Source organism: Desulfobotulus mexicanus, from assembly GCF_006175995.1.
Taxonomy (GTDB): domain Bacteria; phylum Desulfobacterota; class Desulfobacteria; order Desulfobacterales; family ASO4-4; genus Desulfobotulus; species Desulfobotulus mexicanus.
This window is the reverse complement of record NZ_VDMB01000034.1, coordinates 1-23900: the sequence shown is the minus strand read 5'-3', so window position 1 is coordinate 23900 and position 23900 is coordinate 1. Positions and strand designations below refer to the sequence as shown.

The 23900-nt window shown below is 51.8% G+C and carries 29 protein-coding genes, 1 other RNA gene and 1 pseudogene; 15 read left to right on the top strand and 16 right to left on the bottom strand.

Going from position 1 to position 23900, the window contains the following annotated elements:
• Positions 1 to 361, top strand: a pseudogene (locus FIM25_RS17205) (IS701 family transposase); the annotation flags it as partial.
• Between the two features lie 39 nt (positions 362 to 400).
• Positions 401 to 973: a hypothetical protein gene (locus tag FIM25_RS15700; protein WP_139450805.1), complete on the top strand. Its 573-nt coding sequence runs from the start codon at positions 401 to 403 to the stop codon at positions 971 to 973.
• Here FIM25_RS15700 and FIM25_RS15695 read toward each other — a convergent pair.
• The 9 genes from FIM25_RS15695 to FIM25_RS15660 form a co-directional block, all read right to left on the bottom strand.
• Positions 959 to 1213: a hypothetical protein gene (locus FIM25_RS15695; protein ID WP_179953449.1), complete on the bottom strand. Its 255-nt coding sequence runs from the start codon at positions 1211 to 1213 to the stop codon at positions 959 to 961. The genes FIM25_RS15700 and FIM25_RS15695 overlap by 15 nt on opposite strands.
• Positions 1214 to 1332: 119 nt before the next feature.
• Positions 1333 to 1527 carry a hypothetical protein gene (locus FIM25_RS15690; RefSeq protein ID WP_139450803.1) on the bottom strand — a complete coding sequence of 65 codons (195 nt, stop codon included), beginning with the start codon at positions 1525 to 1527 and terminating at the stop codon, positions 1333 to 1335.
• 41 nt (positions 1528 to 1568) lie between these two features.
• Entirely contained in the window at positions 1569 to 3572 is a 2004-nt protein-coding gene (locus tag FIM25_RS15685; RefSeq protein ID WP_139450802.1) for a terminase gpA endonuclease subunit, read from the bottom strand.
• 3 nt (positions 3573 to 3575) lie between these two features.
• Positions 3576 to 4157: a hypothetical protein gene (locus tag FIM25_RS15680; RefSeq protein ID WP_139450801.1), complete on the bottom strand. Its 582-nt coding sequence runs from the start codon at positions 4155 to 4157 to the stop codon at positions 3576 to 3578.
• 282 nt (positions 4158 to 4439) lie between these two features.
• The gene (locus FIM25_RS15675; protein WP_179953448.1) at positions 4440 to 4682 is read right to left on the bottom strand and encodes a hypothetical protein; all 243 of its coding nucleotides are present in this window, start codon (positions 4680 to 4682) and stop codon (positions 4440 to 4442) included.
• Positions 4683 to 5396: 714 nt separating this feature from the next.
• Entirely contained in the window at positions 5397 to 7718 is a 2322-nt protein-coding gene (locus FIM25_RS15670) for a phage/plasmid primase, P4 family (protein ID WP_139450799.1), read from the bottom strand.
• Between the two features lie 26 nt (positions 7719 to 7744).
• Positions 7745 to 7915, bottom strand: coding sequence for a hypothetical protein (locus FIM25_RS17200; protein ID WP_179953447.1), 171 nt, complete (start codon positions 7913 to 7915; stop codon positions 7745 to 7747).
• Complete coding sequence (locus FIM25_RS15665; RefSeq protein WP_139450798.1) at positions 7894 to 8361, bottom strand: hypothetical protein; 468 nt, start codon at positions 8359 to 8361, stop codon at positions 7894 to 7896. Before FIM25_RS15665 ends, FIM25_RS17200 begins: the two co-directional genes overlap by 22 nt.
• 78 nt (positions 8362 to 8439) lie before the next feature.
• Positions 8440 to 8760, bottom strand: coding sequence for a hypothetical protein (locus tag FIM25_RS15660; RefSeq protein WP_139450797.1), 321 nt, complete (start codon positions 8758 to 8760; stop codon positions 8440 to 8442).
• A gap of 115 nt (positions 8761 to 8875) precedes the next feature.
• Here FIM25_RS15660 and FIM25_RS15655 point away from each other — a divergent pair, with 115 nt between their 5' ends.
• Both FIM25_RS15655 and FIM25_RS15650 read left to right on the top strand, forming a co-directional pair.
• The gene (locus FIM25_RS15655) at positions 8876 to 9409 is read left to right on the top strand and encodes a helix-turn-helix domain-containing protein (RefSeq protein WP_139450796.1); all 534 of its coding nucleotides are present in this window, start codon (positions 8876 to 8878) and stop codon (positions 9407 to 9409) included.
• Between the two features lie 29 nt (positions 9410 to 9438).
• A complete protein-coding gene (locus FIM25_RS15650; protein WP_139450795.1) occupies positions 9439 to 9888 on the top strand; it encodes a hypothetical protein in 450 nt (149 codons plus the stop codon).
• 15 nt (positions 9889 to 9903) lie between these two features.
• On the opposite strand, the gene FIM25_RS15645 is transcribed toward FIM25_RS15650, so the two are convergent.
• Positions 9904 to 10329, bottom strand: a complete 426-nt coding sequence (locus FIM25_RS15645; protein ID WP_218961468.1) for a type II toxin-antitoxin system VapC family toxin — start codon at positions 10327 to 10329, stop codon at positions 9904 to 9906.
• Positions 10283 to 10564 carry a DUF2281 domain-containing protein gene (locus FIM25_RS15640; RefSeq protein WP_139450794.1) on the bottom strand — a complete coding sequence of 94 codons (282 nt, stop codon included), beginning with the start codon at positions 10562 to 10564 and terminating at the stop codon, positions 10283 to 10285. Before FIM25_RS15640 ends, FIM25_RS15645 begins: the two co-directional genes overlap by 47 nt.
• A 283-nt stretch (positions 10565 to 10847) precedes the next feature.
• On the opposite strand from FIM25_RS15640, the gene FIM25_RS15635 reads away from it, so the two are divergent.
• From FIM25_RS15635 to FIM25_RS15620, 6 genes are read left to right on the top strand one after another with little or no spacing between them, the layout of a single operon-like run.
• Positions 10848 to 11072: a hypothetical protein gene (locus tag FIM25_RS15635; RefSeq protein ID WP_139450793.1), complete on the top strand. Its 225-nt coding sequence runs from the start codon at positions 10848 to 10850 to the stop codon at positions 11070 to 11072.
• Entirely contained in the window at positions 11069 to 11305 is a 237-nt protein-coding gene (locus FIM25_RS15630; RefSeq protein ID WP_139450792.1) for a hypothetical protein, read from the top strand. Before FIM25_RS15635 ends, FIM25_RS15630 begins: the two co-directional genes overlap by 4 nt.
• Positions 11302 to 11454 (top strand): hypothetical protein, encoded by a 153-nt coding sequence (locus tag FIM25_RS17195; protein WP_179953446.1) that lies wholly within the window; start codon positions 11302 to 11304, stop codon positions 11452 to 11454. Before FIM25_RS15630 ends, FIM25_RS17195 begins: the two co-directional genes overlap by 4 nt.
• Positions 11451 to 11591 (top strand): hypothetical protein, encoded by a 141-nt coding sequence (locus FIM25_RS17190; protein ID WP_179953445.1) that lies wholly within the window; start codon positions 11451 to 11453, stop codon positions 11589 to 11591. Before FIM25_RS17195 ends, FIM25_RS17190 begins: the two co-directional genes overlap by 4 nt.
• 9 nt (positions 11592 to 11600) lie before the next feature.
• A complete protein-coding gene (locus FIM25_RS15625; protein ID WP_139450791.1) occupies positions 11601 to 11942 on the top strand; it encodes a DUF4258 domain-containing protein in 342 nt (113 codons plus the stop codon).
• A 9-nt stretch (positions 11943 to 11951) separates the two neighbouring features.
• Positions 11952 to 12434 (top strand): MerR family transcriptional regulator, encoded by a 483-nt coding sequence (locus tag FIM25_RS15620; RefSeq protein WP_139450790.1) that lies wholly within the window; start codon positions 11952 to 11954, stop codon positions 12432 to 12434.
• A 209-nt stretch (positions 12435 to 12643) separates the two neighbouring features.
• Here FIM25_RS15620 and FIM25_RS15615 read toward each other — a convergent pair whose 3' ends face one another.
• Positions 12644 to 12886 carry a hypothetical protein gene (locus FIM25_RS15615; protein WP_139450789.1) on the bottom strand — a complete coding sequence of 81 codons (243 nt, stop codon included), beginning with the start codon at positions 12884 to 12886 and terminating at the stop codon, positions 12644 to 12646.
• A gap of 28 nt (positions 12887 to 12914) precedes the next feature.
• On the opposite strand from FIM25_RS15615, the gene FIM25_RS15610 reads away from it, so the two are divergent.
• Positions 12915 to 13178, top strand: coding sequence for a helix-turn-helix transcriptional regulator (locus FIM25_RS15610; protein ID WP_139450788.1), 264 nt, complete (start codon positions 12915 to 12917; stop codon positions 13176 to 13178).
• Here the strand turns inward: FIM25_RS15610 and FIM25_RS15605 are convergent.
• The 4 genes from FIM25_RS15605 to FIM25_RS15590 all read right to left on the bottom strand — a co-directional run bounded on the left by FIM25_RS15605 (position 13160) and on the right by FIM25_RS15590 (position 19706).
• Complete coding sequence (locus FIM25_RS15605; protein ID WP_139450787.1) at positions 13160 to 14410, bottom strand: tyrosine-type recombinase/integrase; 1251 nt, start codon at positions 14408 to 14410, stop codon at positions 13160 to 13162. The two genes, FIM25_RS15610 and FIM25_RS15605, sit on opposite strands and share 19 nt — an antisense overlap.
• A gap of 212 nt (positions 14411 to 14622) precedes the next feature.
• Positions 14623 to 14970: a transfer-messenger RNA gene (gene ssrA / locus FIM25_RS15600) on the bottom strand.
• A gap of 312 nt (positions 14971 to 15282) precedes the next feature.
• Entirely contained in the window at positions 15283 to 16995 is a 1713-nt protein-coding gene (locus FIM25_RS15595) for a sugar phosphate nucleotidyltransferase (RefSeq protein ID WP_139450786.1), read from the bottom strand.
• 74 nt (positions 16996 to 17069) lie between these two features.
• A complete protein-coding gene (locus tag FIM25_RS15590) occupies positions 17070 to 19706 on the bottom strand; it encodes a 1-acyl-sn-glycerol-3-phosphate acyltransferase (RefSeq protein WP_139450785.1) in 2637 nt (878 codons plus the stop codon).
• On the opposite strand from FIM25_RS15590, the gene FIM25_RS15585 reads away from it, so the two are divergent.
• From FIM25_RS15585 to FIM25_RS15570, 4 genes are all read left to right on the top strand, one after another.
• Positions 19705 to 20013 (top strand): hypothetical protein, encoded by a 309-nt coding sequence (locus FIM25_RS15585; RefSeq protein ID WP_139450784.1) that lies wholly within the window; start codon positions 19705 to 19707, stop codon positions 20011 to 20013. The genes FIM25_RS15590 and FIM25_RS15585 overlap by 2 nt on opposite strands.
• 149 nt (positions 20014 to 20162) lie before the next feature.
• Entirely contained in the window at positions 20163 to 20417 is a 255-nt protein-coding gene (locus FIM25_RS15580; protein ID WP_139450783.1) for a hypothetical protein, read from the top strand.
• Positions 20418 to 20532: 115 nt separating this feature from the next.
• A complete protein-coding gene (locus FIM25_RS15575) occupies positions 20533 to 21660 on the top strand; it encodes a response regulator (RefSeq protein ID WP_139450782.1) in 1128 nt (375 codons plus the stop codon).
• 297 nt (positions 21661 to 21957) lie between these two features.
• On the top strand, positions 21958 to 23900 hold a 1943-nt coding region (locus FIM25_RS15570; RefSeq protein WP_179953444.1), incomplete at its 3' end, for a heavy metal translocating P-type ATPase.

Here is a 23900-nt window from a genome sequence, read left to right as displayed (position 1 = left end):
TAAAGGGTTCGGTTTTATTAAGCTTTTTGGGATTACAGGCAAAGATGGAACAATTGAATACTGGGCAACAAACCATCTTGATATGGATGATCTTAAGCGACTTCAACTGTCTGAATTTTCATGGAAAATCGAAGAGTATCATCGTAACCTTAAACAGTTCTGTGGAGTGGAACGCTCTCATGTAAGAGCTGCCAAAGCTCAAAGAAATCATATCGGACTTGCAATAAGGACATTCTTGCGTTTTTCGGTCTTCAGTTTCAAGACAGGCCTCAGCTGTTTTGAACTCAAATACAGAATTATCAGGGATGCTGTCAGGAAATATATGGAGCACCCAGCTTGGACTTTTGAGGCAACTGCGTAACTCCTAGAATTTGATAAAAAAATACATGAAGCAAATAATTTGAAGGCTAATTGGGATAAAGAGATACTAGATAAGGAGTTGGTTTTAAAAGGACTAGAAGCTAAATTTGACAAGTATAAACATGCTTTTAATTTCGTTGGTTTATATGATGGTTTTTCATCTTTAGCCCAAAAAAAGAAAGTCGAATCTAAAGTATTGCTTATCTCTTTGCTTCTTGTTGGGGTTATAATTTTTTTGCCTTTACTTGGTTATACATATTTAGTGGTGAAAGATATAGAAGGAGTTAAGGCTTTCAGCCTTGATCACCTGATTATTATAACTCCAGTTATATCTATTGAAATAATACTCCTGTATTTTTTTAGGATAATTCTTTTGAATCATAGGTCTGTTAAAGCTCAAATTCTGCAAATTGAACTTAGGCAGACGCTCTGTCAATTTATCGAAGCCTATACAGACTATTCTCATAAAATTAAAAAGGTGGATCCAAAGGCTTTGGAAAAATTTGAAAACTTGATTTTTAGTGGTATATTATCAAACTCAGAAAATTTACCCAGCACTTTTGATGGTGTTGAGCAAATAACAAATATGATTAAAAATTTAAAAAGTGCTTAAAAAAGAGAATAAAAGAATAAAAGAGAATAAAAGAATAAAAGAGAATAAAAGGGTCTGACCCCTTTTATTACTAAAATCAGGAATTTTTGACCCCATAAATATCAGACGGAATCTGGGCGTGAAACTTTCCCCGCTCCCATCCTTTGTTTCTGCTGAATTCACTAATTCTTCTTTCACTTCCACAGGCACATCCTCCCCAAAAATCTTCCCCTCATCCAGCGTTTTACCATAAGCCCCCATTTCAAACTCCCTCACCGCCTCACAGGCGCTTTTATAATGCGGCATATCCACCACCCGGCTTTTCCTGTCCCCGCACCAGATCACGGGGCTGGCATCGGGCTGCATGGTGATAAAATCCCTCACGTCGCCCCCCTTCCAATCCTCTCCCGCCGCCATTCATCCACCAGCTGCATGTCCGACTGCCACTCCGTTCCGATGATCTGCCGGGCAGGAAATCCATACTCCTGAATGGCAATCTTCACCCTTGGCGCACTCATCCGCGCGTAGGCACAAATTTCCTTTAAGCCCACAAGGGCCGTGGGGCTGGTTTTCATGCCGCCTCCTTTTTCCTGTCCGTCTTACCAATTTCCATGGCTCACATCCTGTCCCGCCAGCCGGGAACCCTGCGCCCCTTCTCCGGCCTTTCGTCCTTCGGTCTCCGGGGCGGAGGCGGTGCGGCTTCTTCCACCACATTCACCCGATCCTGAAGGAGGTTCACCCCGCCGCCGGGCCATTCCCACAGGGCCTGGGCCAGAGCGATGCACTCGCAGTCCAGAAAATGATTGTCCTTCCGAAGCTGCACCCAGACCTGCCGCCCCGCCTCTTCCCGAAGCTCTTCCGCCGTGATCTGGCGCAGATAGTCCGATCCTTCGGCCACGCCTTCATGGAGATAGCCCGCATGGCCACGGCCCTGAATGGCGTTTTCCAGACGCTCGAAAAAGGAGGTCTTGAGCCGGTTGGGGTCCAGCAGCATGAGGCGCGCGCCGGAGCGCAGCTTCTTGCCGGATCGGGTCTGACGCAGGGGGTTTCCCAGCTTGCTGAAGGTGGGGAGGCTGGTGGATGCGCCCTTGGTCACCCAGACCTGACATCCCCGGCAGAGGCCCCATCGGCTGTCCAGCCAGAGATAGGCCTCGTCCCGCATGGTCTGGCCCGTGTCGTAGGCGTTGCCGCCGGAATCTCTGGCCGCCCGCCAGATTTTCATCCGCAGGCCCGGTTCTCCGTCGATGGGCCAGCTCCGCTCATACAAAAGATGATCCAGATCCGCCTCGTCCGGCGAGAATCCGCTTTCCACCAGCCAGGAGTTGAAGTGCCTGTCCCAGCCCCGAACCACCCAGAAAAAGCCCCCGTGCTGCTGATCGATGCCGCAGGTGAGGGCCACGGCCTCGTTTGCCACCATGCCGGGGGCAAGGGCGCAGCGGGCCTTGAGGGCTTCGGCCTCGGAGGTGGATTCCAGAACAATCTTCCAGGGTTCGGCGGCGTAGTTGTTCCAGAAATCCCGCAGGGCGGATTTGCTGGTAAGCCCCCGGAGAAAGGAGGCCGCACATTCCGAAAGGGTCACAAAGAGGGAATTCCATCCGGGAAAATGCACACCCACACGGCTGGGGCGGGAAGATTGCAGGGCGGATGCAATGGAAAGGCCCTTGTCTCGGGAGCGCCATCTGCCGTGGCGCACGGCCATGTCCCGCTTTTCATCGTCCCAGCGGGAGGGGCAGTGGCTGCACTCGTACCAGGCCAGATGCTGGGACTCCACCCGGGAGGCATCCGCAGCGCTGCCTTCGGGCCATCGGATGCGGCTGAAGGCCATCTTCTGCTCCCTGCCGCAGTCCGGGCAGCGGACGTGCCAGTCAAAGATCAGCTCCGCCTCCTCTTCCATGAACTTCCAGATGGGGCCGTTCTCCGTGGTGGGCGTGGAGAGCATGAAGATCTTCGCCCGTCCCAGACGGCGGAAAGTGGTGGTGCGCTTTTCCGCAAGCTCGATGGGCCCGGCCTCGGCCTTGTTGGAGGTGAAGGGCATGTACTTGTCCACCTCGTCCAGCACCACGGTGTCGGCGGGGTCCGAGGCAAGGCTTGCCGGAGATCCGGACCACCCGATCTTGATCCATGTATGGGCCAGCTGCACCGACAGCCCCTGCACATCATCCACATACCCCGTGAGGTGCCGGGACAGCTGCCGGGTATGGCGGATCATGGGCACGATGCGCTTTTTCATGACATTGCGGCCCGTGTCCTTGTCCGGATACACAAAAATCACCTTGGCGCTCTGCTGATCTATGCGGGAACCCACCATGTTCAGGGCGGTTTCCGTTCCTGCGGACTGCACGGACTTGCACAGCCCCACCTTCACCACAGAGGGAAAATCCAGAATCTCCATGATGCCCTCGGCCCAGGGCGCGTTCTCGTGCCGCCACGGGCCTTGGATGGCCGAAAGGGAGACGTAGCGGTATTTTTCTGACCAGTCTGCAATGGACATGGGCGCTGGACGGCGCATCACCCGCCTCACCCCCGGCAGGGGCTGAAAACGGATGCTGTGGCCTGAATGGCGGATGACGCTGCGGTAGGTCTCCGGCATCCAGGAGGGGACGGGCTGCTGCATTTCCATGGGTCATCCTTCTTCCAAAAAATCCTTTTCATCATCCGCGTACTTCAGCTCAAAGGCTTCCGTGCGGGAAAGCCGGTGCATCATGGCATCCCACTCCTGACGGAGCAGATCCCGGCCAAGGTTGGCCTTGGAGCCGTCTCCGCCCACCATGCGGGAGATGTCCGGCATGAGGCGGTCCATGAGCTGCTTGGCCGAGGTGTCGAGGATCTGAAGCAGGCCCACCAGCATCTGATCCACCTCGTTTCTGTCCACCAGCTTCTTTTTCTCCCGTGCCAGCTGAAGGGCCACCATCTCCCTTTTCTGGGCCATCAGCTCCAGAGCCAGAGCCCGCTTGGCGGCGTTGTCCTTTTCCAGCTGACGGGCGGCGGTGATGGGGCTGCCGCCATCGGTCTTTTCCAGCTCCACCCTGGTCACATAGGCCAGAACTTCCGTTTCCGTAATGGGCTGGCCCTTTTTGTAGCGGATCAGCCCGCTCTTCTGATCCTGATAGAGCTTGGTCTTTTCGATGGAAAAGCCCTCTCCCTGCAAAAACCGCAGGACGTCCATCAGGGTCTTGAACTCCCTTTCAGGCGGGGTCTCCTCCATCCCTTCTCCTTCCATGACTTTTAAACCCACAACCTGCGCGAGGCCCCTGTAAGCGGGAACCTTTGTGCGCTCCTTCCGGCCTCTTCAGCCGGGTGTCTGCCAGCCCGATGGTCGGGCTTTTTGGGGTGTGCAGCAGCGTCAGCATTCTGACGGATATCAGCCCAAACAGACTGGAATCACGAACTTTTCCGTTTTCCGTTCCGTTTTCGACTTTCACTGTGCACGAACTTCGCGCTCCGCGTCCCCGTGGAGGGCCGGGGGCCGGGTAGTACCTTGGCCGGTTCAACGACGCTGGTTTCCGTGGGGGGCTGCCAGTGGCAGGCCCAGCCCGCCGTGGTCCATCAGCTCGTACAGATCCGGCAGCGCAGCCTCGACCAGTGTCAGAGCCTGCCGGTAAAACTCCCATCGCTCCGGCTCCTCAGGCGTAACGCCGGGCCTGGCTCTCAGGATGATCCGCCAGTGCGGATCTCTGGCCAGAGAAATGCCCATGGGTTTTGACCGCAGGAACTCGGACAACGCCACCACGGCGGGAAAGTCCCGCCAGTGCGTCTGCCCCGTGCATCCAGGTGCTTGTCCATCCCGAGTCACACCAGTGTGTGTCGGCAGTCCAGCCGTGACCGAACTGTGGTTTGATGCGCTTGCCTCTCGGACGCCAGTGGTGCTGACGCTGCTTACTTCCTCCGGGGAAACCCCCTCCTCGAAAGCCTGCGGTGCTTGTCCATCCCGAGTCGCACCAGTGTGCGTCGGCAGCCCCGCCGTGACCGGGCTGTGGTTTGATGCGCTTGCCGTTTCTTCGCTCCCCGTGGAGAGGATTTGCCCCCCGGTAAACCGGCTGAGCTGAGGGTATTTTTCAAGAAACATAAAATACCCCTTTATTTTCAATGGCTTTGCCACTAAAAAGTTTTTGAAAAATGCCCGTGTCCAGGTAACTTGGTTTAAGGCATTTTTGTTTTTCTTTTATTTTCAAGATTTTATAGTCCGTGTCCACCGTGTCCAGGTAAATCTCTATTAAACTACTATGAGTCTTCGCTTGGCTTGTAGCTTGGTAGAATAACCCCCTCGCGCATGCGCGTATTTCGGAAGTTACCTGGACACGGTGGACACGGCTTGCAATATTCTGATTTTTTTGGAAATCTGAAAACGCCGTAAACGTGTTTACCTGGACACGGGCTGGACATTTGGCCAGTTTACCTGGACACGCCCTGCCCCGTGGGGGGGGGTGGGGGAGAGAGGGGGCCATCATATGACACCCCTATCCACGTGAGCCACACCATCAAAATGCCTCTGGCGGCTACCGCCTCGTTCGCCGGGACGGGTTTCCTTGACGTGGGGCAGAATGGTCAAAAGCTCTCTGGAAAAATGCACGATGTTCATAGGATGAAATCCATACCCCGTGCAGTACAGCCTGTAACGATCATACAGGCCCTTCTTGCTCACGCTCAGGCCCTGCCCATCATATTCCGGCTGCGCCAGGCACTCTTCATCCACAAAGGCCTGTACCGGGTTATTGGCAAACTGGTATTCCACCAGCGTCCGGTGGATGTCATCCGAATGGGTGAACCCTCCCTGCAGCCGCAGCCGCTCCAGCCCCACCAGCGCCCACAGCAGAATACCGGGCAGCTCTGCTATCAGAATCGCCCTCAGGTTTTTCTGGATGGCCTTGCCCTTGAACTGCCTTTTAAATTTGATGGGCAGGATGCGCCGATAAAAACCGTCCGAGTTGTCCTTGACCTTTGGCCAGCGGTTGTTGGCAAACATCAGCTTGACGTAGGGGGAAAAATCGAAAACGTCTTTAAATTTGAAGGACGCAGAAATTTTGTCACCGGAAACGATGGCCTTGAACCAGTCGGATTCAAAGGCAGCCCCCTCGGTCTCGGAGGCGGTGTTCAGGAGTTTTCCTATCAGCGTGGCCCTGTAATGCTCTTTGGCCATGTCCGCCATATTGACCGCCGATGAATTGCGCTCCCCGATCAGCTCCTGAATGACGTGCAAAAATGTTGATTTGCCATCGCTGCCCGGCCCGATCAAAAACATGGCCTTTTCATGGCTGGTGTCACGGGTGAGGCAATACCCGAACCACTCCTGCACCACTTTTATGGTTGCCATGTCCTGAATGGTCTCTGCCAAAAACTGCTCCCAGCGCTCGCATCTTGCATCAGGATCGAAGGATACTGGCAGCCTGTAGGTGTTTAAATACTCTTTGGTATGGGGCAAAAGCTCCGCCGTGGAGAGGCTGAGCATGCCATTTTCAAGGGGCACCAGATCCGGATTGTTGTCCAGCTCCTGCTCCGCAGGCATGGCCGCCATGACAGCCACCTGGGACGTGGCATCGGATATTCTCGCCATGGTGGATTCATCCTGTAGCAGGGCCTGTGCCCGCTGCTGGATCACCACTTCACTGATGCTGGCCCAGTTCTTCCCGTTCCACCTATATAAGGTCTTTGTTTTGGTATCGAAAATCAGGGGGTTTTCCCGGTACAGCTCCCGGGCGAGTTTCGCATGCTGAAAAGAGCGGCCGGAAAAAAACCGCTCTACGGATTCAGGGCGACCCGGCTCGGAAGCCATGACTGGACTTTCCCCCAGAAGGGCTTCCAGTTCGGAGGCGGACCGCCTGTGCTTTGCAAACCAGTCCGTCAGATCCTGGCCACCACCCTCGGGCCACGCACCATCCACCCGGCCCATGAAGTCGGGCCATTTTAAAACACGAACCGACGCCGCCACCTTTGACAGAGAAGCCGCTGCTTTGTCGGCCCCCCGAATCCCTGCGCCGTCGGCATCATAGGCCAGCACCACATCCCGGCCCTCAAAGTTTAAATTGAACTGCTTTTTCCAGCTCAGGGCACCCGTGGTCTGGGTGATGGCATTTATTCCGTGGCTCCGGGCGCAGATCACGTCCGGCTCGCCCTCACAGATCCAGACAGGGCCATCAGTCAGCGTGGAAGGATGCGGCCAGAGGCGGCTTTCTCCCATGCCCTTGGCAACGGAAAGGAGCTTAAACTCCCTGGCACCGGGCATGTATGAGCGGATGTTCCGGATTTCCCCGGAATCGTCCCGCACCGCAAAGGCTATTCGGTTTTTGTACCTGTCATCTAGAAAACCACCGACCTTGGGATTCCACCTAAGGGTTTGCAGTCTGAGGTCCAGAGATGTGATCCCGTCCTCGGTCCATGCCCTGTCCCGGCACAGACGGGAGCACATCTCCGGAGGCAGAGGGGGAAACTGATCCCACGCCGCTGCCATTTGCTCTGTCGTTGGCACACTGCCACCTGCTGGCTGATCCTGTGGCTTGTACTGGCCGCAGAATGCCTGAAACGCCTCCTTCGGGGATGCCTTGCCCTGGGCATGACCCCATAATTTAATGAGATCACCGGCGGCACCGCAGGCCAGACAGTTGTATGCGTCTTTTCCCGGAGAGTAAGAAAAGGATGCGTTTTTGTCGTCATGGAAGGGACACAGGCCCCGCAACTCCTTTGCGGTGCTGCTGCGGGAATCTTCCTGAAAACAGCCCCTGGCGATGACTGCCCGCTCTTCGGGATTTAAGAATTCAACGGCTTTTCCCATAACTTTCTCCCTGCCCGGCTAACCAGTCAAACCGGCGTCCCGTATTTTTGCTCAAGCCTGTCTGCATCCAGATCTGCCATTCTGGCCTTGAGGAGCATCACGCGCTTTTCAGGGCCTTCAAGGTTCAGGGCTTTTCGTTTCATAAGCTGAGACAAAAGCCTTTTTCTCTTGATTGTCAAAGCGATGACATTTCCCATTCTCCCCCCTGCCGTATGGTGTCTTCAAAGAGTCTTCGTACTTCCATGACCTCGGTTTCCAGACGACCGATGAGCCGGGCGGTTTTTACTACTGTGGCCGTTTCTTTGGATTTAAGCCCTTCCCGAAGATGCTGGAGCAGGTTGCCCGTGTGGATGACCACATCTTCGATTTCACGGCTGAGGCTGTCCGTCTGGGGTGTGGCCAGATCAGAAACCGGCACCAGACGCCATCCCGGCGGTTCCAGCAGCATTTTGATGGTGGGACTCTGGGTCACGGCAAAGGCGGCGCGGATGGCCCGGATGTCCGGAGTGCGGCGGGGATCGGCGCAGTATTCATAGACGGTGCGTGCCGCCATGCCTGCCATGGTGGCCACCTGCGGAACCAGCACCTGATCTTCACGGTTCTGGATCAGGGCTTCATACAAAATGGCGTTGATGTCGCTCATGGGCGCTCCTTTGACGGGCCTGTTTTTCCCCTGAAAAAAGAAAAATAATCTCCGCAGAAATAAATGAAATTTTTGCGTTCACCCTGCCTTTGAATCCACATATTCTTTTTCCGGCTGCTGACCAAAGGCGGCAAGGCAGTCCGGAAGGGCTGGTCTGTCACCGGAAAGTCTGGCCTTGAGGTAGCTTTCCACCTCCGGCCAGTGGGCCTCGATGATGGGCCATGGGTTGCCGTAGCGTTCGGGCCACATGAAGTGGTAGGGCGGTATTCCCAGCGAATCCCCAAGCAACAGAGCTTTATTGGGTCTTGGAAGACATTCACCGATTCTCAAACGACGGACATGAAGGGGGTGTTGTCCCAGAATTTCTGCCAGTATTTTATGGTTTATTCTTTTTTTCATGGCTCCACTTTATTTTACAACAAAAGTAAGGTCAAGATCTTTTATTACACCTAAAGCATTTTATTGCGATTGTAAAGTTTGAGATTTTTTTTTACGTTTTTTGTATAAGGGGAATATGAATACACGAGACCACATATGCGGCATTATTAACAGGCAGATGCAGAAGCTGAATGTTTCCCCTCAGGACCTGGCAGCTGTTACGGGAGATACTCCCACGTCTGCATACAGGTGGAGCCGGAACGCTCTGCCCAGACCTGATAAGATTCCGGCCATTTGTGAGTTTTTAAAAATATCCCCTAATGAGCTTTTTGGATTTAAAGAAAATTCAGACGCAGTTTCCTGTCAGGATCAGGATGCCTGCAACGGGAATACTCCGGCTGTGGGGGGGAAGATGATTATGGATGAGTCCATCAGGCAGATGTATGAGGAAAGAATATCAGACCTGCGAAGGCAGGTGGAGCTTTTTGCCAAGACTGTGGAAAGGGAGACGCTCCGTTCGGAAAAGCAGGAATCTCAGCTTGAAAAGCTTCAGGCAACCGTAGAAAAACAACAGGAAATGATCACAGCCCTCCTTCAGGAAAACTCCGACCTAAAAACCAGTACCTTTCAGGTTGAATCCGAAATCCGAAAAAAAGCCTCGGGGGAATAGCAGCGACTCACAAAGGCCTCGCAGTTTCCATGGAACGCCGCAGCGGTTCAGACCGCAGGCAGTGTCCGGAGAATGTGGGCATGGAGCGTCGTTCCGGTCAGGAGCGGCGACAGGCGCAGAGGGAAACTTCTAACCTCTTTTTTGTGAGTAGCCTTATCCGCAAGGCATTCGAAGAGTGGATGGAAAGGCACGGTGTTACAGACGTTATCCGTCTGGTTTCAGACAGAAAAAGAATCCGAAACTGCCAGTGGGAACTCTGGGAAGAGCTGTTGGGCTACAGTCTGAAGAAAATGGATCTTGCCAGAGACATCTACCTGAAGCCCGAGCAGAGGGATGACATTTTTGAGGAGGTAGAGCGGGAGGGCTATGCCTGTCGCACCGTGCATATCACCCGTGCGGATGGCCGTGTGGTGGATATGGATATCATTTATTGCAGGCATGAAAGCGGGTATTATTATACCTTTGTAAAAATACTTTAAAGCAGAAAGAGGAAATCAGGTTCTGATTTCCTCTTCTTTTTTTGAGTCGGGGTATGGGAGCAGGTTCAGTCCCGGAATAAAGCGAAAATCTTTTTGGTTTTTTGAAATAAAAGGGAGGTCCGAAGTCAGGGCTGTGGCCCCGATCAGGGCATCTGGAATCATAAGCCCATGGCTGAGGCGATATTGCTTCAGAAGTCTCAGGGCTGTGCCGCAAGCGGAGTTATCCAATGGCAGGACTTTGAATTTTTTCAGAAAAAGATCTAAGCTCCGCAGCTCTGTTTTATTTCTGCACCCTACTACCAGTTCCATATATGTAATAATACTGATGGCAACGCCTGTATTTTTCTCAAGTGAAAAAAGGCATTGCACCGCCGTATCTATCCCCTTTGCGGCATCAATGAGAATGTCCGTATCCAGAACTGTTCTTTTCATCAAGTCCATTCCCACTCCATTCTTTTTGTCTCGTATTCCGGACCCACTCAGAGCTGTCCTTCATATCCTCTCTGTCCTGCCACATTCCTATAAACGGCTCTTTTTCCAGAAGGTGAGATTTTTTTTGTTTTTTTTCCTTTTTTTCCGGGTACCGGGTTTTAAGGAATGCAACAAAATCCATCACCTGTTTTTGTGCTTCTGGCGGCAGGGATACAAATTCACGAATCAGTGCTGAATCTTTCATGCCTCCCCCTTATTCTTAAGGATTTCAAAGCTCTGTTTCTGTTCAAGGATATCACGCTGTTCTGGTGCTTTGAAAGGGTTAAAGTTTGTTTGTGCCAGAAAAGGGAAGAAGAGGTAAAATAAATTTACATAAAACGCAATTTTGTTCTTGGCAATCTGAAACCAAAACACCAAAGTCAATAAAAATGATTTTAAAGAAGTTTTTTGGTTTTTAAGTTTAAAGTCCCTGCACGGCGGCCACCGTACAAGGGCTGATACAAAACCACAATAAAGGGAGAATACCCATGACCCCAATCCAAGTCAACGGCTTTTCAATGAAGGGACGACGGCGGGAAGTAATGGCTGTAATGGTCAGCCTGAAACGCCGTCACCGCACCACCGGAGATCTTCTCCGGTCCATGGCCCCCACCTCCACGGCGGAAGCCGCCAGAGTGCCAATCCATAACGGTCTCTGGATCTTCCCGCCCACCAGCACGGATATCCACACCATCACAGGAGGTGCCGGATGATCTTCGCAGACCCCAAAGAATGCAGAATTGAAAGAACGTCCTCCACAGCAGCTCTGATGGGACCGGATGGCCATGCCCTGATATTTATGACTGAAAAAGTGACGGACAGGCAGCTCTGGTACATTCTCGACATCCTGAACATCACCTATGAGTTTGGCTGGAATATGGGGAGGGCGTGTCAGATGTCGTCTCTTCTGGATAGAGGAACCCTGAGCGTACAGGAGGCATCATGATTGAGTTGACACAGCTTGAGGCAATGGCTCTCGAAACTTTCCTCGATGTTCACTGGCCAGCATTTCAGGCCGTGGCCTCTGATTTTCTCTCCCCTGAGGAAATGGATGAGCTGGTCCGCAAACTCGAACAGGCTACGGAGGCATCATGAAAACAGATGCGATGGAGATGGTCTCTCGGGTCTACGAAGCCTGCGGAGAGGCACTGGAAAAGGAGAGGGCCAGACGGGAGGCAAAGGAACGCAGTCTGGTCCGGGAACAGGTTTTTCGTAAAACCCATCAGAAATGAGGAGGTCCCATGTATGTCTCCCTCACCGAACACGCCGAACGCCGTATGCGGGAACGCAACCTCGGCCTGACCCATCTGCTGGCCGTGCTGTCTGCGGGGGTGGCCATGCCCAACCGGGATGGCCGCATGCTGCACCGTCTGGAAGATTTCTGCGTCATATCCAGCCGCAGCCATAACACCCTGCACATCATCACCTTTTACCGCTTGCGGAGAAGTCATGGAGCAAAGCCCAGACGCCCACTGGCCATGGCCAGAACCAAGGGCATTGCCAGAAAAAGCGGTCTTCGGGATCCCAATTTAAAGCGTAAACTCAAATCCGGCCACATTCACTGCCTGTGGCCCGCAGCCTGAGGAGAAGCCATGCAGCCTCTCAGAATTGTTTCAAAGGAGCTGGATATCCCGGTTCCCACCCTGCATTCATGGGTACGCAGCGGCAGAATTTCTTCGGAAAAAAGCCCCGGCGGCGAGCGCCTTGTATCGGCGGATGAAGTCCGCAAGCTGCCCCGGTTTCTGAGGCGATCCGCCCAGCCCCCGATACCGGATGAAGATGCGGCAGACATCCGGGAAGCCATGCGCCTTACGGGCTGGCATTCCACCACCATCAATAAAAAAGCCGTCAGAAATGAAATCCGGAGCTGCATCACATTCCGGGGAGGCAGGCTTTTTTCCAGACAGCAGCTGCTGGAAATTCAGAAGGCTCAGGGCAGGGCCAGAGAAAGGGCAAAGATCCTGCACCGGGGCCGGAAAAAATGCGCCTGCTGCGGCAGGCAGCCGGTGGCACCGGGGCTGAGAATGCTCTGCAGAAGCTGTTATCTCAGGGGAGATGAAAGGAGTGAGGTGTGAAAACAGGAAAGGCGGATGGAAATATGAAAACACTTAAGGATTAAGGAGGAAGGCCATGTTTGAATGCCCATGCTGCCATCAGAAAACAAAAAGTTTAACCATCAACCCCTTATTTATCCACGCCATGCTCCGGGGGGATGCCTGCTGCGTTACCTGCGTCCATTGCAGCATAGCCTATTTTGCCCGCATAGAGGCTGTCTGTCTGGCATCTACTGACCCGGATTTCGTGGGTAGTACACCCGCTCCATATCGGGGAGCTGCGGATATTCCCCACACACGATATCATCCATGATGGTACGGAACCCCTCCATGGCAGACAGCAGGGCCTCGGCTTTGGCGTCTGCCCGAGGGTAGACTTTACGCAGGGGCTGCACAATATCCATAATCCTGTCCCTGAGCTCGTAAAATTCAGCACCATATTTTTTGTGATCATCCAGACTGATTTTTTTCATTTTTACACCTTATATATATGGAGGGTTTATGTACCTGACACGCAAAGAGGTCGCCGCAAAACTCAAGATATCCCCCGCCACAATCTATAACCTCATGAAATCAGGGGAGCTGCCCCAGCCTATCCGGTGGAGCCGGACGGTGCTGCGCTGGCCTCTCCGGGAGATAGAAGAGTATGAGCAAAGGGCGCTGGATGCCAGAAAGGTCATCCCCAGGCAGCCGCCAAAACCCATAGGCAGGCCCAGAAAGCACCCCATAGTGGGACCGGAGGCGGGTCAATCGGCGGTCCACTGAGCCCACGGGTCCACCCCGTCTACCGGACTGGCGGATGCAGGCGCAGGCAGCAGCCGTACCTCATCCAGCCAGTCCGCCCAGGCCTGCATCATTTCCCGCCGCGGATCTAAAAAAGTGGTCCGGTTGTACGCCCGCCCCAAGGCATCCCTCACGCTGTGCCCCAGCTGCATTTCCACGATGTCCACAGGATAGTTCATTGTTTCCACCAGATGCGTCCGGGCCACAGCCCGCCACCCGTGGGATGTCATCCTGCCCCTGTATCCCAAAGAATCCAGCGCACCCTTAATGGCCGTGTTTGACAGGGGCTTATCCTTGGCCCGAAGCGATGGCAAAACGAACCGGCCCTCCCCCGTGAGGGGTTTTAATCCCGCCAGGATTTGCATGGCCTGACGGCTCAATGGCGTGATCATCTGCGTCCGTGTTTTGGCCGACACCCACACCCACTGGGTCTTTGCCGGGTCGATGTCGGGCCAGCACATATTCAGCATCTCCCCTGGCCTGCAAAAAATCAACGGCAGCAGCCGGGCCGCAGCGGTCACGATGGGGGTTCCCTGGTAGCCGTCCAGTGCCCGCAGCAGCCCCGCCAGTTCCGACACGTCCAGGATTGCCGGATGGTGCACGACTTCTGCCGCAGGGAGTATCCCTGTCAAATCCCGTGTCGGATCCCTCTCAAGCCTGCCCAGGGAAATACCATACCGGAAGATGAGCGACAAAATGGACTTGACCCTGTGGGCCGTTTCGACATGCCCCCTTGCCGCAATCCGCCGCAGAACCTCCAGCACCATCGGCGGGGTAATGTCCTCTGGCCTGTGTTTTCCAAGGTAGGGCAAAACCAGCTTATTGAGGCGGGATAAGTTCCGGTCTGCATGCGCCGGGACCACCTGCGTGGCGTGTACCGCATGGAACCAGTCCATTGCCAGCGCCTCAAATCCATTCTTGCCGCTGGCCTCATTTCTCGCAGCCTGCTTCTCCTCAGCAGGGTTTATCCCGTGCGCTATTTTCAGCCTGAGATTTGCCAGTATCAGACGGGCGTCCTTTACGGAAACCTCCGGAAAGGGGCCGAGCGTGTGCTCCTGGAGCTTCCCGCCCACCCGCAGCCGGGCTTTCCATGTTTTTGTGCCTGACGGGTACACGTTCAGAAAAAGGCCATTGCCGTCGGACAATGCGTACCGTGATTCCCTCGGTGCCGCATTGTCGCACTCAATGGCCGTGAGCTGGTTTTTTGTTGCCATATCGCCACCTTCCCCCTGTGTGTGTTTTGCGTGTGTCCGTGTGTCCGGATTTTGCCAGAACACACACAGGACTATCAAAACAAGGCGTGCTGCACCATGTTTTTGTGTGTTTCTTGTGACAGTCTTAAGATGGTGTAAGCCCCAAAAACCCGCATAAAATCAGGAAAACGGGCACAAAAAAAGCCACCCGAAGGTGGCTTAATTTTAAGGAATGGTGGAGGCGGCGGGAATTGAACCCGCGTCCGAAGACTATCCATGACAGTATCTACATGCTTAGTTCAGAGTTTGATTTTAGTCCTTGCCAACGCCTCTGAACTGGCTGTGGTTCGGACGATCCTGCTGATTTAACCTGAAAAACCGCAGGCAGATTTTTCAAGCGGTCCCGCGAGTCGACGCCCCGTTCCAGCACTGCGGGAGTGTGCTGGCAGGACGGTAGCTATGCAGCTACAGCGTAGTTATAATCGTCTGCGATTACTTTAGGTACCGCTGTTTTACGAGCCTGCGGAGAGCTCGGCATGCAACCCTCACTTCAACATCCCCGTCGAAGCCATGTCGCCCCCAAATTTTAAAGAACAATTATTTCATGGTGCAATCGTAACAAAATACATAAAAGCTGTCTGTATTTTAGGTCATGGATATTGACCCGTTAAGATCAGTCACACCGGATAATAAGACTACAGGGCTTAGGAGAACCTGTCAATCATTATCAAACAATTTTCAGGGCAATCAAATCGGCAGACCAAATGGTCAGCAGTGGAAAATTTGAAAGTGGGAAAGGTTACGGGAGAGAGTATTTTTATGTCTTTTCAATGCTGGGCGAAGTTTAAGGAAGGGTAGCATATCCTTAATGCCCGAAAGGTGGGCATCCGGAATCAAAAGTACAGGGATCCAGTCTGCGCAGGAGTGACGGCAAAGGTTTGATGCATGGAGTTCCATCTGAATTCTGCCATTTTCGAAGCTTCTCTGATGGGTTTCAGTTCTGGCTCTTCAAGGGCTTTCTGGGCAAGGAGACTTTTAAGGGCAGGGGAAATATAGTCTTTAAAAAAGCTTTTGTTTTTCCTCTTCCATAAAAAGGAGAAGGCACCGAGGATCTGAAGGTTGCGGCAGAGGGCTGCGTACCGGTATCCGGTACGGAAGTTTTTGGGGTGGCATCCTTCCTTTTCCATAAGATATGTGCATTTTTCCAGAAGATTTTCCTGAGTATCACAGGGAAGTCCTGCATAGGGGTCGATCAGCAGGGCGGCAAGATCATACTGCAGCGGTCCCTGCATGGCTCCCTGAAAGTCTATAATACGGATTTTTTCATTGTGGATCATAATGTTACGGCTTTGTAGATCTCTGTGTATGAGTCCTGTGCAGCCGTATACAAGGGTTTTTTCCGCAAGGTGGTGAAAGGCGCATGTAAGCCCTTCAGGCAGAGTCTTAAGTCCCAGCAGATCTTCAAGGAAAGCTTTTTGGAAATATAAGCATTCCCGCTCAAGAATCAGATTCTTATTATAGGCAGGAAAGGTAAAGGCCATTTCAGGTATGAAGCCTGAGAGGGCTTTTTTCATTGCAGGAATAAGTGTAAGGATATCTTCATAAAAGGGCAGTGTTTTTTCTGCACCCCAAGAAAGTATGCGGTCGTGTAGCCTTTCATCTCCGAGATCTTCCATGGCCACAAGACCTGCAAAGATATCTCTGCCAAAAATTTTCGGAACAGGTATGTGGCTGGCAAGATGCTTAGCAATGGAGGCGCAGGCCATGGCTTCCGAAGGCAGGCTCAGTCCCTGTATGCCGTGATCGGCGATGATACAGCTTTTATCATCTTCCCATCCGATGCGCCACCACTTCCGGTCCGATCCGTCTCCGGCCAGTGCCTGTTTCCTGTAAGCTGCACTTCCCCCCCTGATGGAAAGCAGCAGATCTTCCATGGCTGCTTCAGAAAAGCGTTCAGATGTTCCAAGGTCAGACCAGGTGTATGAAGGGGGAAGTGTATAGGCAAGGGGATTTTTGCCTGCATTAATCATGGATCGGTAGGCATCAATGGAGGAGAAAATTTCTCCTGTGTCAAAAAAGGAAAGGGCTTCGGGCGATAGCAGCTGAATACCCGTAAAGGCCATGCGTCTGCATTCCGGGGCAACGCTGTCTTCCCTGAAACCTGCGATGTGTTCTCCACGAACCGCTACATGATTTAAGTCTGAAGAAGCTGAAAGAACCAGTGTTGCCATGGCCTGTTTTTTGAGGTGAAAGGCTTTGAGTGCAGAAAAGTCCATATCTGTTTTGATATCGGCATTCAGGATCAGCATGGGTTCATTTGTGAAAAAATCCTTCATATTGGCAATGGCACCGCCTGTGTCCAGAAGTTTTTTTTCTCTGCGGCAGAATACAGGTATGGGCCAGGATTTCTGGAGGATATGATTTTCCAGCAGCTCTGCCAGATGATGGGTGTTGATGAGGATGGCGTCCATTCCCTGCTCAGCCAGCTGAAAAATCAGGCGGTCGATAATGGGAATTCCACCTGAGGGGAAGAGGGGTTTGGGAAGATGTTCTGTATGGGGTTTCAGCCGGATCCCCCGGCCTGCGGCAAGGAGAATGGCGCGCATGGACAGCTTTCAGGTCTTTGGATGGAGAATGTTTTAAAGGGGCTGTCCCATGTATTGGTCAGCCCCATGCATTATCAGGTTACTATAAGGTTGATGTAATGTTGTATGCGGTTGGCATGGGCTTCTATGGCTTCCTTGTCTTCGGAGCCTTCAAGTTCTGAGCGCAGGAAGTAGGCAAGGCCGTTTTTGTAATTGACACCGGAGAGGGCTTCAATCCGGTTGATCTCTCCGCGTTTGCTCATGCGCTGGCCCATGGCCTGGATTTTTTTAAGCCGATTTTTGGGGTCCACCGTGTCTTTGGGATAGCGCATGAAAAAGTTGAGTACCACCCAGTAGGATTCCAGATAGGTGAGAAGGAAGGCGGAAAACAGTTTGAGTTTGCGCAGTCCGGAAGCTGTAACATTATAGGTGTCCGGAAGGGTTGGGTGGGGTACCAGTATGGCATCATCAATGAAGGCTTTGAGGTTTTTGCGGACAAGTACCTCGGCACTGCGGTCCGGATCCTGAAAAAATTCATCACTGAAAAATTCTGTAAGCTTGGCATAGGTGAGGTGCAGGTCCGATGAGGTGAACTGCAGGGCATCCTGTTCCAGAATGGCAAGGGATGTGTAGGCAGCAGGTATAAAAAAGGCAATTACATTGTTTTTATAGTAATCCAGTATGGGTCTTTTGGATTCATTGAGTACAATGCGCAGATCTTCGCTGATTTCCGTGGCAGAGTCCACAAAGCCCCTCTGTACAAAGGCTTCGGCCACCTGACGCAGGGCGTAGTCGGGGTTGACCTGCAGGGTGTCTGCCATGCGTACATTCATACGGTAGAGGTATGAAAGGTAGGCTTCCATCACCTCCTCCAGTCGGGCATAGGGAATGGTGGGCTGAAAAAGGTTGAGCAGGGCTCCTGCCACAATGCCATAGGGTGTGGCTACGCTTACCTGATTGATGGAGTGGAGGCAGCGGTAGGCAAGATCGTTGCATACCTCCTGATGGGCTTCTTTGTCCAGTTCAGCGGGGTTGAGGTTTTTTTCTGCAAAGTAGTTATTCAAGGACATGGGTGTGTCGAAGTTCACATAGACTTTTCCGTAGCGGACTTTCAGCGATTTTCTGGCTTTTACAAGTTGTCCCATGCTTTCGGGTTTCTTTTCTCCGCCCCCCAGTTCATGGAGGTAGGATTTTTCTTCCAGTACGCGGTCGTAGCCGATGGAAATTGGAACTATGGACAATTCCGGAGCCACGCCCTTACCATAGGCAGAAAGGGTCTGGGAAAGTAGCCCCATTTTTGGGGAAAGAAGCTTGCCCGTACGGCTTCGGCCACCTTCAATGAAAAATTCAATGTTAAAGCCTTCTGAGAGGAGTGTTTCCACATAGGTGGAAAATATACGGGCATAGAGACGGTTGCCTTTGAAGGTGCGCCTGAGGAAAAAGGCACCGCCGCCCCTGAAGATGGGGCCTAAGGGCCAGAAACTTAAATTCTTGCCTGCAGCAATATGGGGACAGGGCATTTTATTGTGGTGAAACAGATATGAAAGTACAAGATAATCCAGATGACTTTTATGGCAGGGCACCAGAATCAGGGGGCCTTTTTTGGCAGCCTGCCTTACTTTTGCCAGGCCTTGCTGATCCACGGAGATTCCCTCAAAAATATTTTTGAGCATCCAGGTCAGGGCAAGGTCGTAAACCTTTATCCACCCCATGGAATAGTTGGCTGCAATTTCATCCAGGTAGTCATTGGCTTTTTTTCTTACTGCCGGCAGGTTTTTTCCGGACTCCCTGACTTCTTCTTCCAGGATGCGCTGCACTTTTTCGCTGGTGAGGATGGATTCAATCAGCTCTGTCCGTTGCTTAAGAACAGGGCCGGTGATGCTCTGGCGGTGGAGAGTGAATGTTTTCTGAAGCCTTCTGCGAAGCTGAAGGGTCTGGTTTTCTGTGGATAGTCTCTGAATCTCCGGCTCTGCCAAAAAATCTTTCAGACATAGAGGTTCGGAGAAATCCATGAAAACCTTTTGGTTGTTTCTGCCCATAAGGGTCAGAAGTCGCCGGATTTTTCCCGGATCTTCGGCAGAGCCAAAGAGAAGATCCATGATGGAATGGGTGTCCCTGTGGGGGTTAATGCCAAAGAAAAGGGTTTGGGGTATTATGTAAAGGGGTTTTTCTGTAATTTTTTGCAGGTCGATGAGGTGGCTGAATGCATCGGTTCTGGATTTTAAGAAGCGGCGCTCAAAACCTTTTTTGCTGGAAAGATAGATAAACCCAGCATGGCCTTCCGTGAGACGGTTGCGGTAAAATCCCATGGTGTAAGGGTCGGCAAAACGGAAATGGGTTAGCAGGTAAAGTGTCTGTATAAAAAAAATCCGGATTGTACGGAGAATTGACTGAAAAATAATTACTTTGTAATCCAGCCCGATGCGTGGAGCTGGCATGTCCATTTTCTGATAGCGGAACCAGGAGAAGAGAAATTCCAGGGTACTGCGTCGCGGAGTTGCATAAAGAACAATGGCATCCGAAGGAAGCCTATCCATGGTTTCCTTCAGCTCAGGTCCTGTCTGGATGTTACGGAAAAAAAACCGGAATATAAGGATGGAAAACCACCCTGCTTTTCTGTTCAAAACAGAGGTACGGTTTTCCTTCTCATGGGCCATTTGATCCCTGGACCATTTACGCAGGGAAAAGAAACGTTTTTTTTGAGGGAGTCCTGACTCAGGTGTTTCAGACATGGTAAATCCTTCTTTGGAAACAATGGGGAAAGGCTTTCCGTATCTTCCTTTGATACTAACTTATGCAGTAGCAGAGAAAGCTTCTACTGGCAACTTTAAAGGGATGCGCAGCTTCTTTATCTATGTCTTTTCAGGATGCCCGGCGGGGTACGGATTAACCTTTGAATATTTTTTTCATTGCGGGATAAAGTGGCTTGTGGCAAGGTCTGAAGGTCTGAAAGTATTTTCAGGCTTGTCTTGCTCTCAGGGCTGTGATATTTTCTCCAAAATTTATCAGGATTCAGAAGAACGTGGGTGTGTCTTTTGAAAAACAACCCCAAAGAGGGCGGTTATACATAAAAAATCTGAAAAACTGAGGGGTAATGTTTGTTAAGATTTTAAAACATTACTACAGACTGAAGGATAGTTTTGTAGATCGCCAGGAATGATAATTATTTTAAAGGAGGCTTGTTTCCAATGAAAACGTTAGTGGGTGGTGCGGTTGCCGCTGTTCTGGGTGTCATCGGTCTTGCGGTATGGTTTGGTGCATTTCTTCAGCTGATTGCAGGAGCTCTTCCGATCATGCTGCTGATCGGTGGTGGCCTTGCCCTTTACCTTGGTTTTGATGAACTCAAGGACAGCTGGAAAAACGAAGAGGGCGTGGAAGTAAAAAGCGAGAAAGATCGTATTGAAGAACTGGAAAAAGAGCTGGAAGCCCTTAAAAAAGCCTGATTCCATATCCTTTGCTGTGAAAGGGGGCTGCGCTTTATAGAGCGTTCAGTCCCTTTTTTTATTATGGAGATTTGTTCTTAAGCTTTTTTTGCTTTTTTCTGGCAGGAGATTATTCATGTCACGTCCTCTGGAAATTCTTGTGGTGGATGACAGCGCCCTTATCCGGAAGCTGATCCGGGAGGAGCTGCAGGCTGCAGGTTATCGGGTCAGCGAAGCGGCCAATGGATTTGAGGCACTGGCAAGGGCTGCGGAACCCCCTTCTCCGGATCTCATTACCCTTGATATTGATATGCCGGGTCTTGGTGGGTTTGAAACCTTCCGCAAGCTTCAGGAAGATCATTACCGCCGTTTTTTTACCCATGTGGAAGATGCAAGAATCCCGATTATTTTTGTCACGGCCAATGATACTTTGAGTATCCGGCAGAAGGGTTTTGCTCTGGGTGCTGCTGACTTTATAACCAAACCCTTTGGGAAAGGAGACCTGAAGGCAGCGGTGGAAGCAATTTTAAAGCCCCCCCAGCCCATGGCAGGGCTTACGGCCCTTGTGGTGGATGACAGTGACACAGCAAGGAATATTGTTGCGGAGAACCTTCGCAGGGAAGGGCTGCAGGTATCTGAAGCCGAAGACGGACAGGCTGCCTGTGAGATTCTGGCGGACAGGGAATGGGTCATGGATATTGTGGTAACAGACCTTGTCATGCCCAGGATGGATGGTATTAACCTCTGTCAGGAAATCCGCAAACATGAAGCCATGGAGGATGCTCCGGTTATTTTTCTAACGGCCCTTGCAGATCAGAAGGAACTTTTAAAGATATTTGCTTCAGGTGGTACGGATTATCTGGTGAAGCCCTTTTTCAAAGAAGAATTCCTTGCCCGGGTTAACGTGCATCTGGAAAGAACCCTTCTTACCCGAAAACTGCGTAAAAGCATAGTTGAGCTTAAGCATGTTCACCTTGAGAATGAAAAACAGCAGAAGCTGGAGGGTGCTCTGGGCATGGCCGCAACCATCTGCCATGAACTGAATCAGCCCCTTCAGAAAATTAGCGGATATTCAGAGCTTTTAAAAAACCTTGGTTCCTCTGAAAGAAAAGAAAATTTGTACGCGGATAATATTCTTCGGGCAGTGGAGGAGATGGGGAATCTCACCCGCAAACTCATGACGCTTACCCAGTACCGTACCCGCAAATATCCTGGCGGCGAGAGCCTGCTTAATTTGGATACCCAGGACCCTTCCGGCTCATAAGAAGATTTTGTACTTTATATGCAGGGTTTTATTTTTCCTTTGTATTTTCTGCATGGGTGGATAGCTGAATTTCTCTGAAGAGAAAGCATGCCCCGGATACAGATTTATCGACCTGTCCCGCCATATATTTTTTTGTCCCATAAAAAATATCTTCTTGCACTGAGAAAACTTTGTGTCTAGCTTTATGCTCAGGCAATTTTTTTCTTTATTGTTTCTGTTTATTCATGGAATATCCGGTGTTGTGCTGGTCCATATCCTTTATATATCATGTATATATCATGGAAAGGCAGGATTTTTATGCTGCGTAAGATTCGTTTGCCCATTACAGGTATGCACTGTGTCAATTGTGCCAATGGTGTGGAAAAGGCGGTTTCAGTCCTTGAAGGTGTACTTGGGGCAAGGGTGAATCTGGCTTCTGAGAACCTTGATGCGGAAATTGATCCGGAACTTATATCCCTTCCTGAGCTGGTGGATGCGGTAAAAAAGGCAGGTTTTCAGGTGCCTCTGGCCAGGCTGCGCATTCCTGTTACGGGTATGCATTGTGTCAATTGTGCGGGAGGTGTTGAAAAGGCCCTGTCCGCTGTTTCCGGTGTGTTCGAAGCAAAGGTGAATTTTGCCGGAGAAGAAGCCCATGTAGCCTATATCGCTGGAGAAACAGGGCCTTCGGAACTGGCTGAGGCCGTTCGGCAGGCCGGGTTTACGCCTGTGATGGAAGAAGGGGGAGGAGAGGCCCTTGAAGATGTGGAAAAGGCCGCAAGGGAAGCAGAAGTGGCGGAACAGAAGAAAAAATTTCTGGTGGGTGCGGCCTTCACCATACCTCTTTTCATCCTTTCCATGGGTCGGGATTTTAATCTGATGGGGGCATGGAGCCATGGGGCCTGGGTGAATTATCTGCTCTGGTTCCTTGCAACGCCTGTGATGTTCTACACTGGTCTGGATTATTTCAGGGGCGGCTGGCAGAGTCTGAAAAATAAAAGTGCCAACATGGATGTGCTTGTCAGTATGGGGACTTCTGTGGCTTATGGATATTCTGTTTTTATAGTTCTTTTTTTCCCCACCGGTGGCCATGTGTATTTTGAAACCGCTGCGGTGATAATTACATTGATAAAGCTGGGTAAGCTCCTTGAGGCGGGAACAAGGGGGAAAAGCGGGGAGGCCATACGCAAATTGATGGATCTTTCACCTAAAATGGCCATACGCATGGAAGAAGGCCTTGAAGTGGAAGTTCCTGTTTCCGCAATCAGAAAGGGAGACCGTATTGTTCTGCGTCCTGGAAGTACTGTGCCCGTGGATGGTGTGGTGGAAGAAGGCCGCAGTGCTGTGGATGAGTCCATGCTTACGGGGGAATCCATTCCTGTAGATAAAAAACCCGGTGACATTGTGACTGGCGGCACCATGAACCATGGGGGTCGTCTGATTATGGTTGCGGAGCGGGTGGGCTCTGAAACGGTTCTTTCCGGCATAATCCGCATGGTGCGTGATGCCCAGGGAAGCCGTACCCGTGTGCAGGCACTGGCGGACAGGGTGGCTGCGGTTTTTGTGCCCGTGGTTGTGGCTGTGGCCCTTTTGACCTTTGCCATCTGGTGGCTTGCTGCGGGCGATGCCTTGGAGGGCATGGTACGCCTTGTGGCGGTGCTGGTCATTGCCTGCCCCTGTGCCCTTGGCCTTGCAACTCCTACGGCTGTCATGGCCGGTACGGGTCGTGCTGCGGAAAGGGGAATTCTCTTTAAAAACGGCATGGCCCTTGAGGATGCCGCAGAGGTGGATACGGTGGTGTTTGATAAAACAGGTACCCTTACCTTTGGGCTGCCTGAGTTGACGGATGTTTTGTCTCTGGATGCGGGTTTATCCGAAAAAGAGCTGCTTGCCCTGGGGGCTGCTGCGGAAAGGGGATCTGAGCATCCCGTGGGCCGGGCTGTGTTGAAGGCCGCAGAGAATGAAGGACTGTTTCTTCCCCCTACAGAAAATTTCAGCAGTGTGGGAGGTGCCGGTGTCAAGGCTTTGGTGGATGGTCATGCCATTTTAATTGGTCGGCCGGACTGGGTGGCGGATGAAGGTGTGGACATGGCATTCGGTGAAGGGGAAATTTTAAAGCTTCGCAGGGAGGGGAAAACCGTTCTGGCCCTTGGGATGGGAGGAAGGCTTGCTGGCCTTTTTGCCGTGGCGGACACCCTGAGACCGGAAGCTGCGGAAGTGGTGTCCCGTTTGAAATCCATGGGTATGCGTACGGTGCTCATGAC

Excerpts from the sequence above, each read along its gene's own strand:
- FIM25_RS15630 (WP_139450792.1), top strand. The coding sequence starts at position 11,069 with ATGATCTTCGCAGACCCCAAAGAATGCAGAATTGAAAGAACGTCCTCC.
- FIM25_RS17190 (WP_179953445.1), top strand. The coding sequence starts at position 11,451 with ATGAAAACAGATGCGATGGAGATGGTCTCTCGGGTCTACGAAGCCTGC.
- FIM25_RS15575 (WP_139450782.1), top strand. The coding sequence starts at position 20,533 with ATGTCACGTCCTCTGGAAATTCTTGTGGTGGATGACAGCGCCCTTATC.
- FIM25_RS15670 (WP_139450799.1), bottom strand. The coding sequence starts at position 7,718 with ATGGGAAAAGCCGTTGAATTCTTAAATCCCGAAGAGCGGGCAGTCATC.
- FIM25_RS15695 (WP_179953449.1), bottom strand. The coding sequence starts at position 1,213 with ATGGGGGCTTATGGTAAAACGCTGGATGAGGGGAAGATTTTTGGGGAG.
- FIM25_RS15645 (WP_218961468.1), bottom strand. The coding sequence starts at position 10,329 with ATGGACTTGATGAAAAGAACAGTTCTGGATACGGACATTCTCATTGAT.
- FIM25_RS15605 (WP_139450787.1), bottom strand. The coding sequence starts at position 14,410 with ATGGCAACAAAAAACCAGCTCACGGCCATTGAGTGCGACAATGCGGCA.
- FIM25_RS15685 (WP_139450802.1), bottom strand. The coding sequence starts at position 3,572 with ATGGAAATGCAGCAGCCCGTCCCCTCCTGGATGCCGGAGACCTACCGC.
- FIM25_RS15620 (WP_139450790.1), top strand. The coding sequence starts at position 11,952 with ATGCAGCCTCTCAGAATTGTTTCAAAGGAGCTGGATATCCCGGTTCCC.
- FIM25_RS15680 (WP_139450801.1), bottom strand. The coding sequence starts at position 4,157 with ATGGAGGAGACCCCGCCTGAAAGGGAGTTCAAGACCCTGATGGACGTC.
- FIM25_RS15625 (WP_139450791.1), top strand. The coding sequence starts at position 11,601 with ATGTATGTCTCCCTCACCGAACACGCCGAACGCCGTATGCGGGAACGC.
- FIM25_RS15610 (WP_139450788.1), top strand. The coding sequence starts at position 12,915 with ATGTACCTGACACGCAAAGAGGTCGCCGCAAAACTCAAGATATCCCCC.
- FIM25_RS15580 (WP_139450783.1), top strand. The coding sequence starts at position 20,163 with ATGAAAACGTTAGTGGGTGGTGCGGTTGCCGCTGTTCTGGGTGTCATC.
- FIM25_RS15650 (WP_139450795.1), top strand. The coding sequence starts at position 9,439 with ATGGAACGCCGCAGCGGTTCAGACCGCAGGCAGTGTCCGGAGAATGTG.
- FIM25_RS15640 (WP_139450794.1), bottom strand. The coding sequence starts at position 10,564 with ATGAAAGATTCAGCACTGATTCGTGAATTTGTATCCCTGCCGCCAGAA.
- FIM25_RS15665 (WP_139450798.1), bottom strand. The coding sequence starts at position 8,361 with ATGAGCGACATCAACGCCATTTTGTATGAAGCCCTGATCCAGAACCGT.
- FIM25_RS15595 (WP_139450786.1), bottom strand. The coding sequence starts at position 16,995 with ATGCGCGCCATTCTCCTTGCCGCAGGCCGGGGGATCCGGCTGAAACCC.
- FIM25_RS15690 (WP_139450803.1), bottom strand. The coding sequence starts at position 1,527 with ATGAAAACCAGCCCCACGGCCCTTGTGGGCTTAAAGGAAATTTGTGCC.
- FIM25_RS15655 (WP_139450796.1), top strand. The coding sequence starts at position 8,876 with ATGAATACACGAGACCACATATGCGGCATTATTAACAGGCAGATGCAG.
- FIM25_RS15660 (WP_139450797.1), bottom strand. The coding sequence starts at position 8,760 with ATGAAAAAAAGAATAAACCATAAAATACTGGCAGAAATTCTGGGACAA.
- FIM25_RS15585 (WP_139450784.1), top strand. The coding sequence starts at position 19,705 with ATGGTAAATCCTTCTTTGGAAACAATGGGGAAAGGCTTTCCGTATCTT.
- FIM25_RS15615 (WP_139450789.1), bottom strand. The coding sequence starts at position 12,886 with ATGAAAAAAATCAGTCTGGATGATCACAAAAAATATGGTGCTGAATTT.
- FIM25_RS15635 (WP_139450793.1), top strand. The coding sequence starts at position 10,848 with ATGACCCCAATCCAAGTCAACGGCTTTTCAATGAAGGGACGACGGCGG.
- FIM25_RS17200 (WP_179953447.1), bottom strand. The coding sequence starts at position 7,915 with ATGGGAAATGTCATCGCTTTGACAATCAAGAGAAAAAGGCTTTTGTCT.
- FIM25_RS15590 (WP_139450785.1), bottom strand. The coding sequence starts at position 19,706 with ATGTCTGAAACACCTGAGTCAGGACTCCCTCAAAAAAAACGTTTCTTT.
- FIM25_RS17195 (WP_179953446.1), top strand. The coding sequence starts at position 11,302 with ATGATTGAGTTGACACAGCTTGAGGCAATGGCTCTCGAAACTTTCCTC.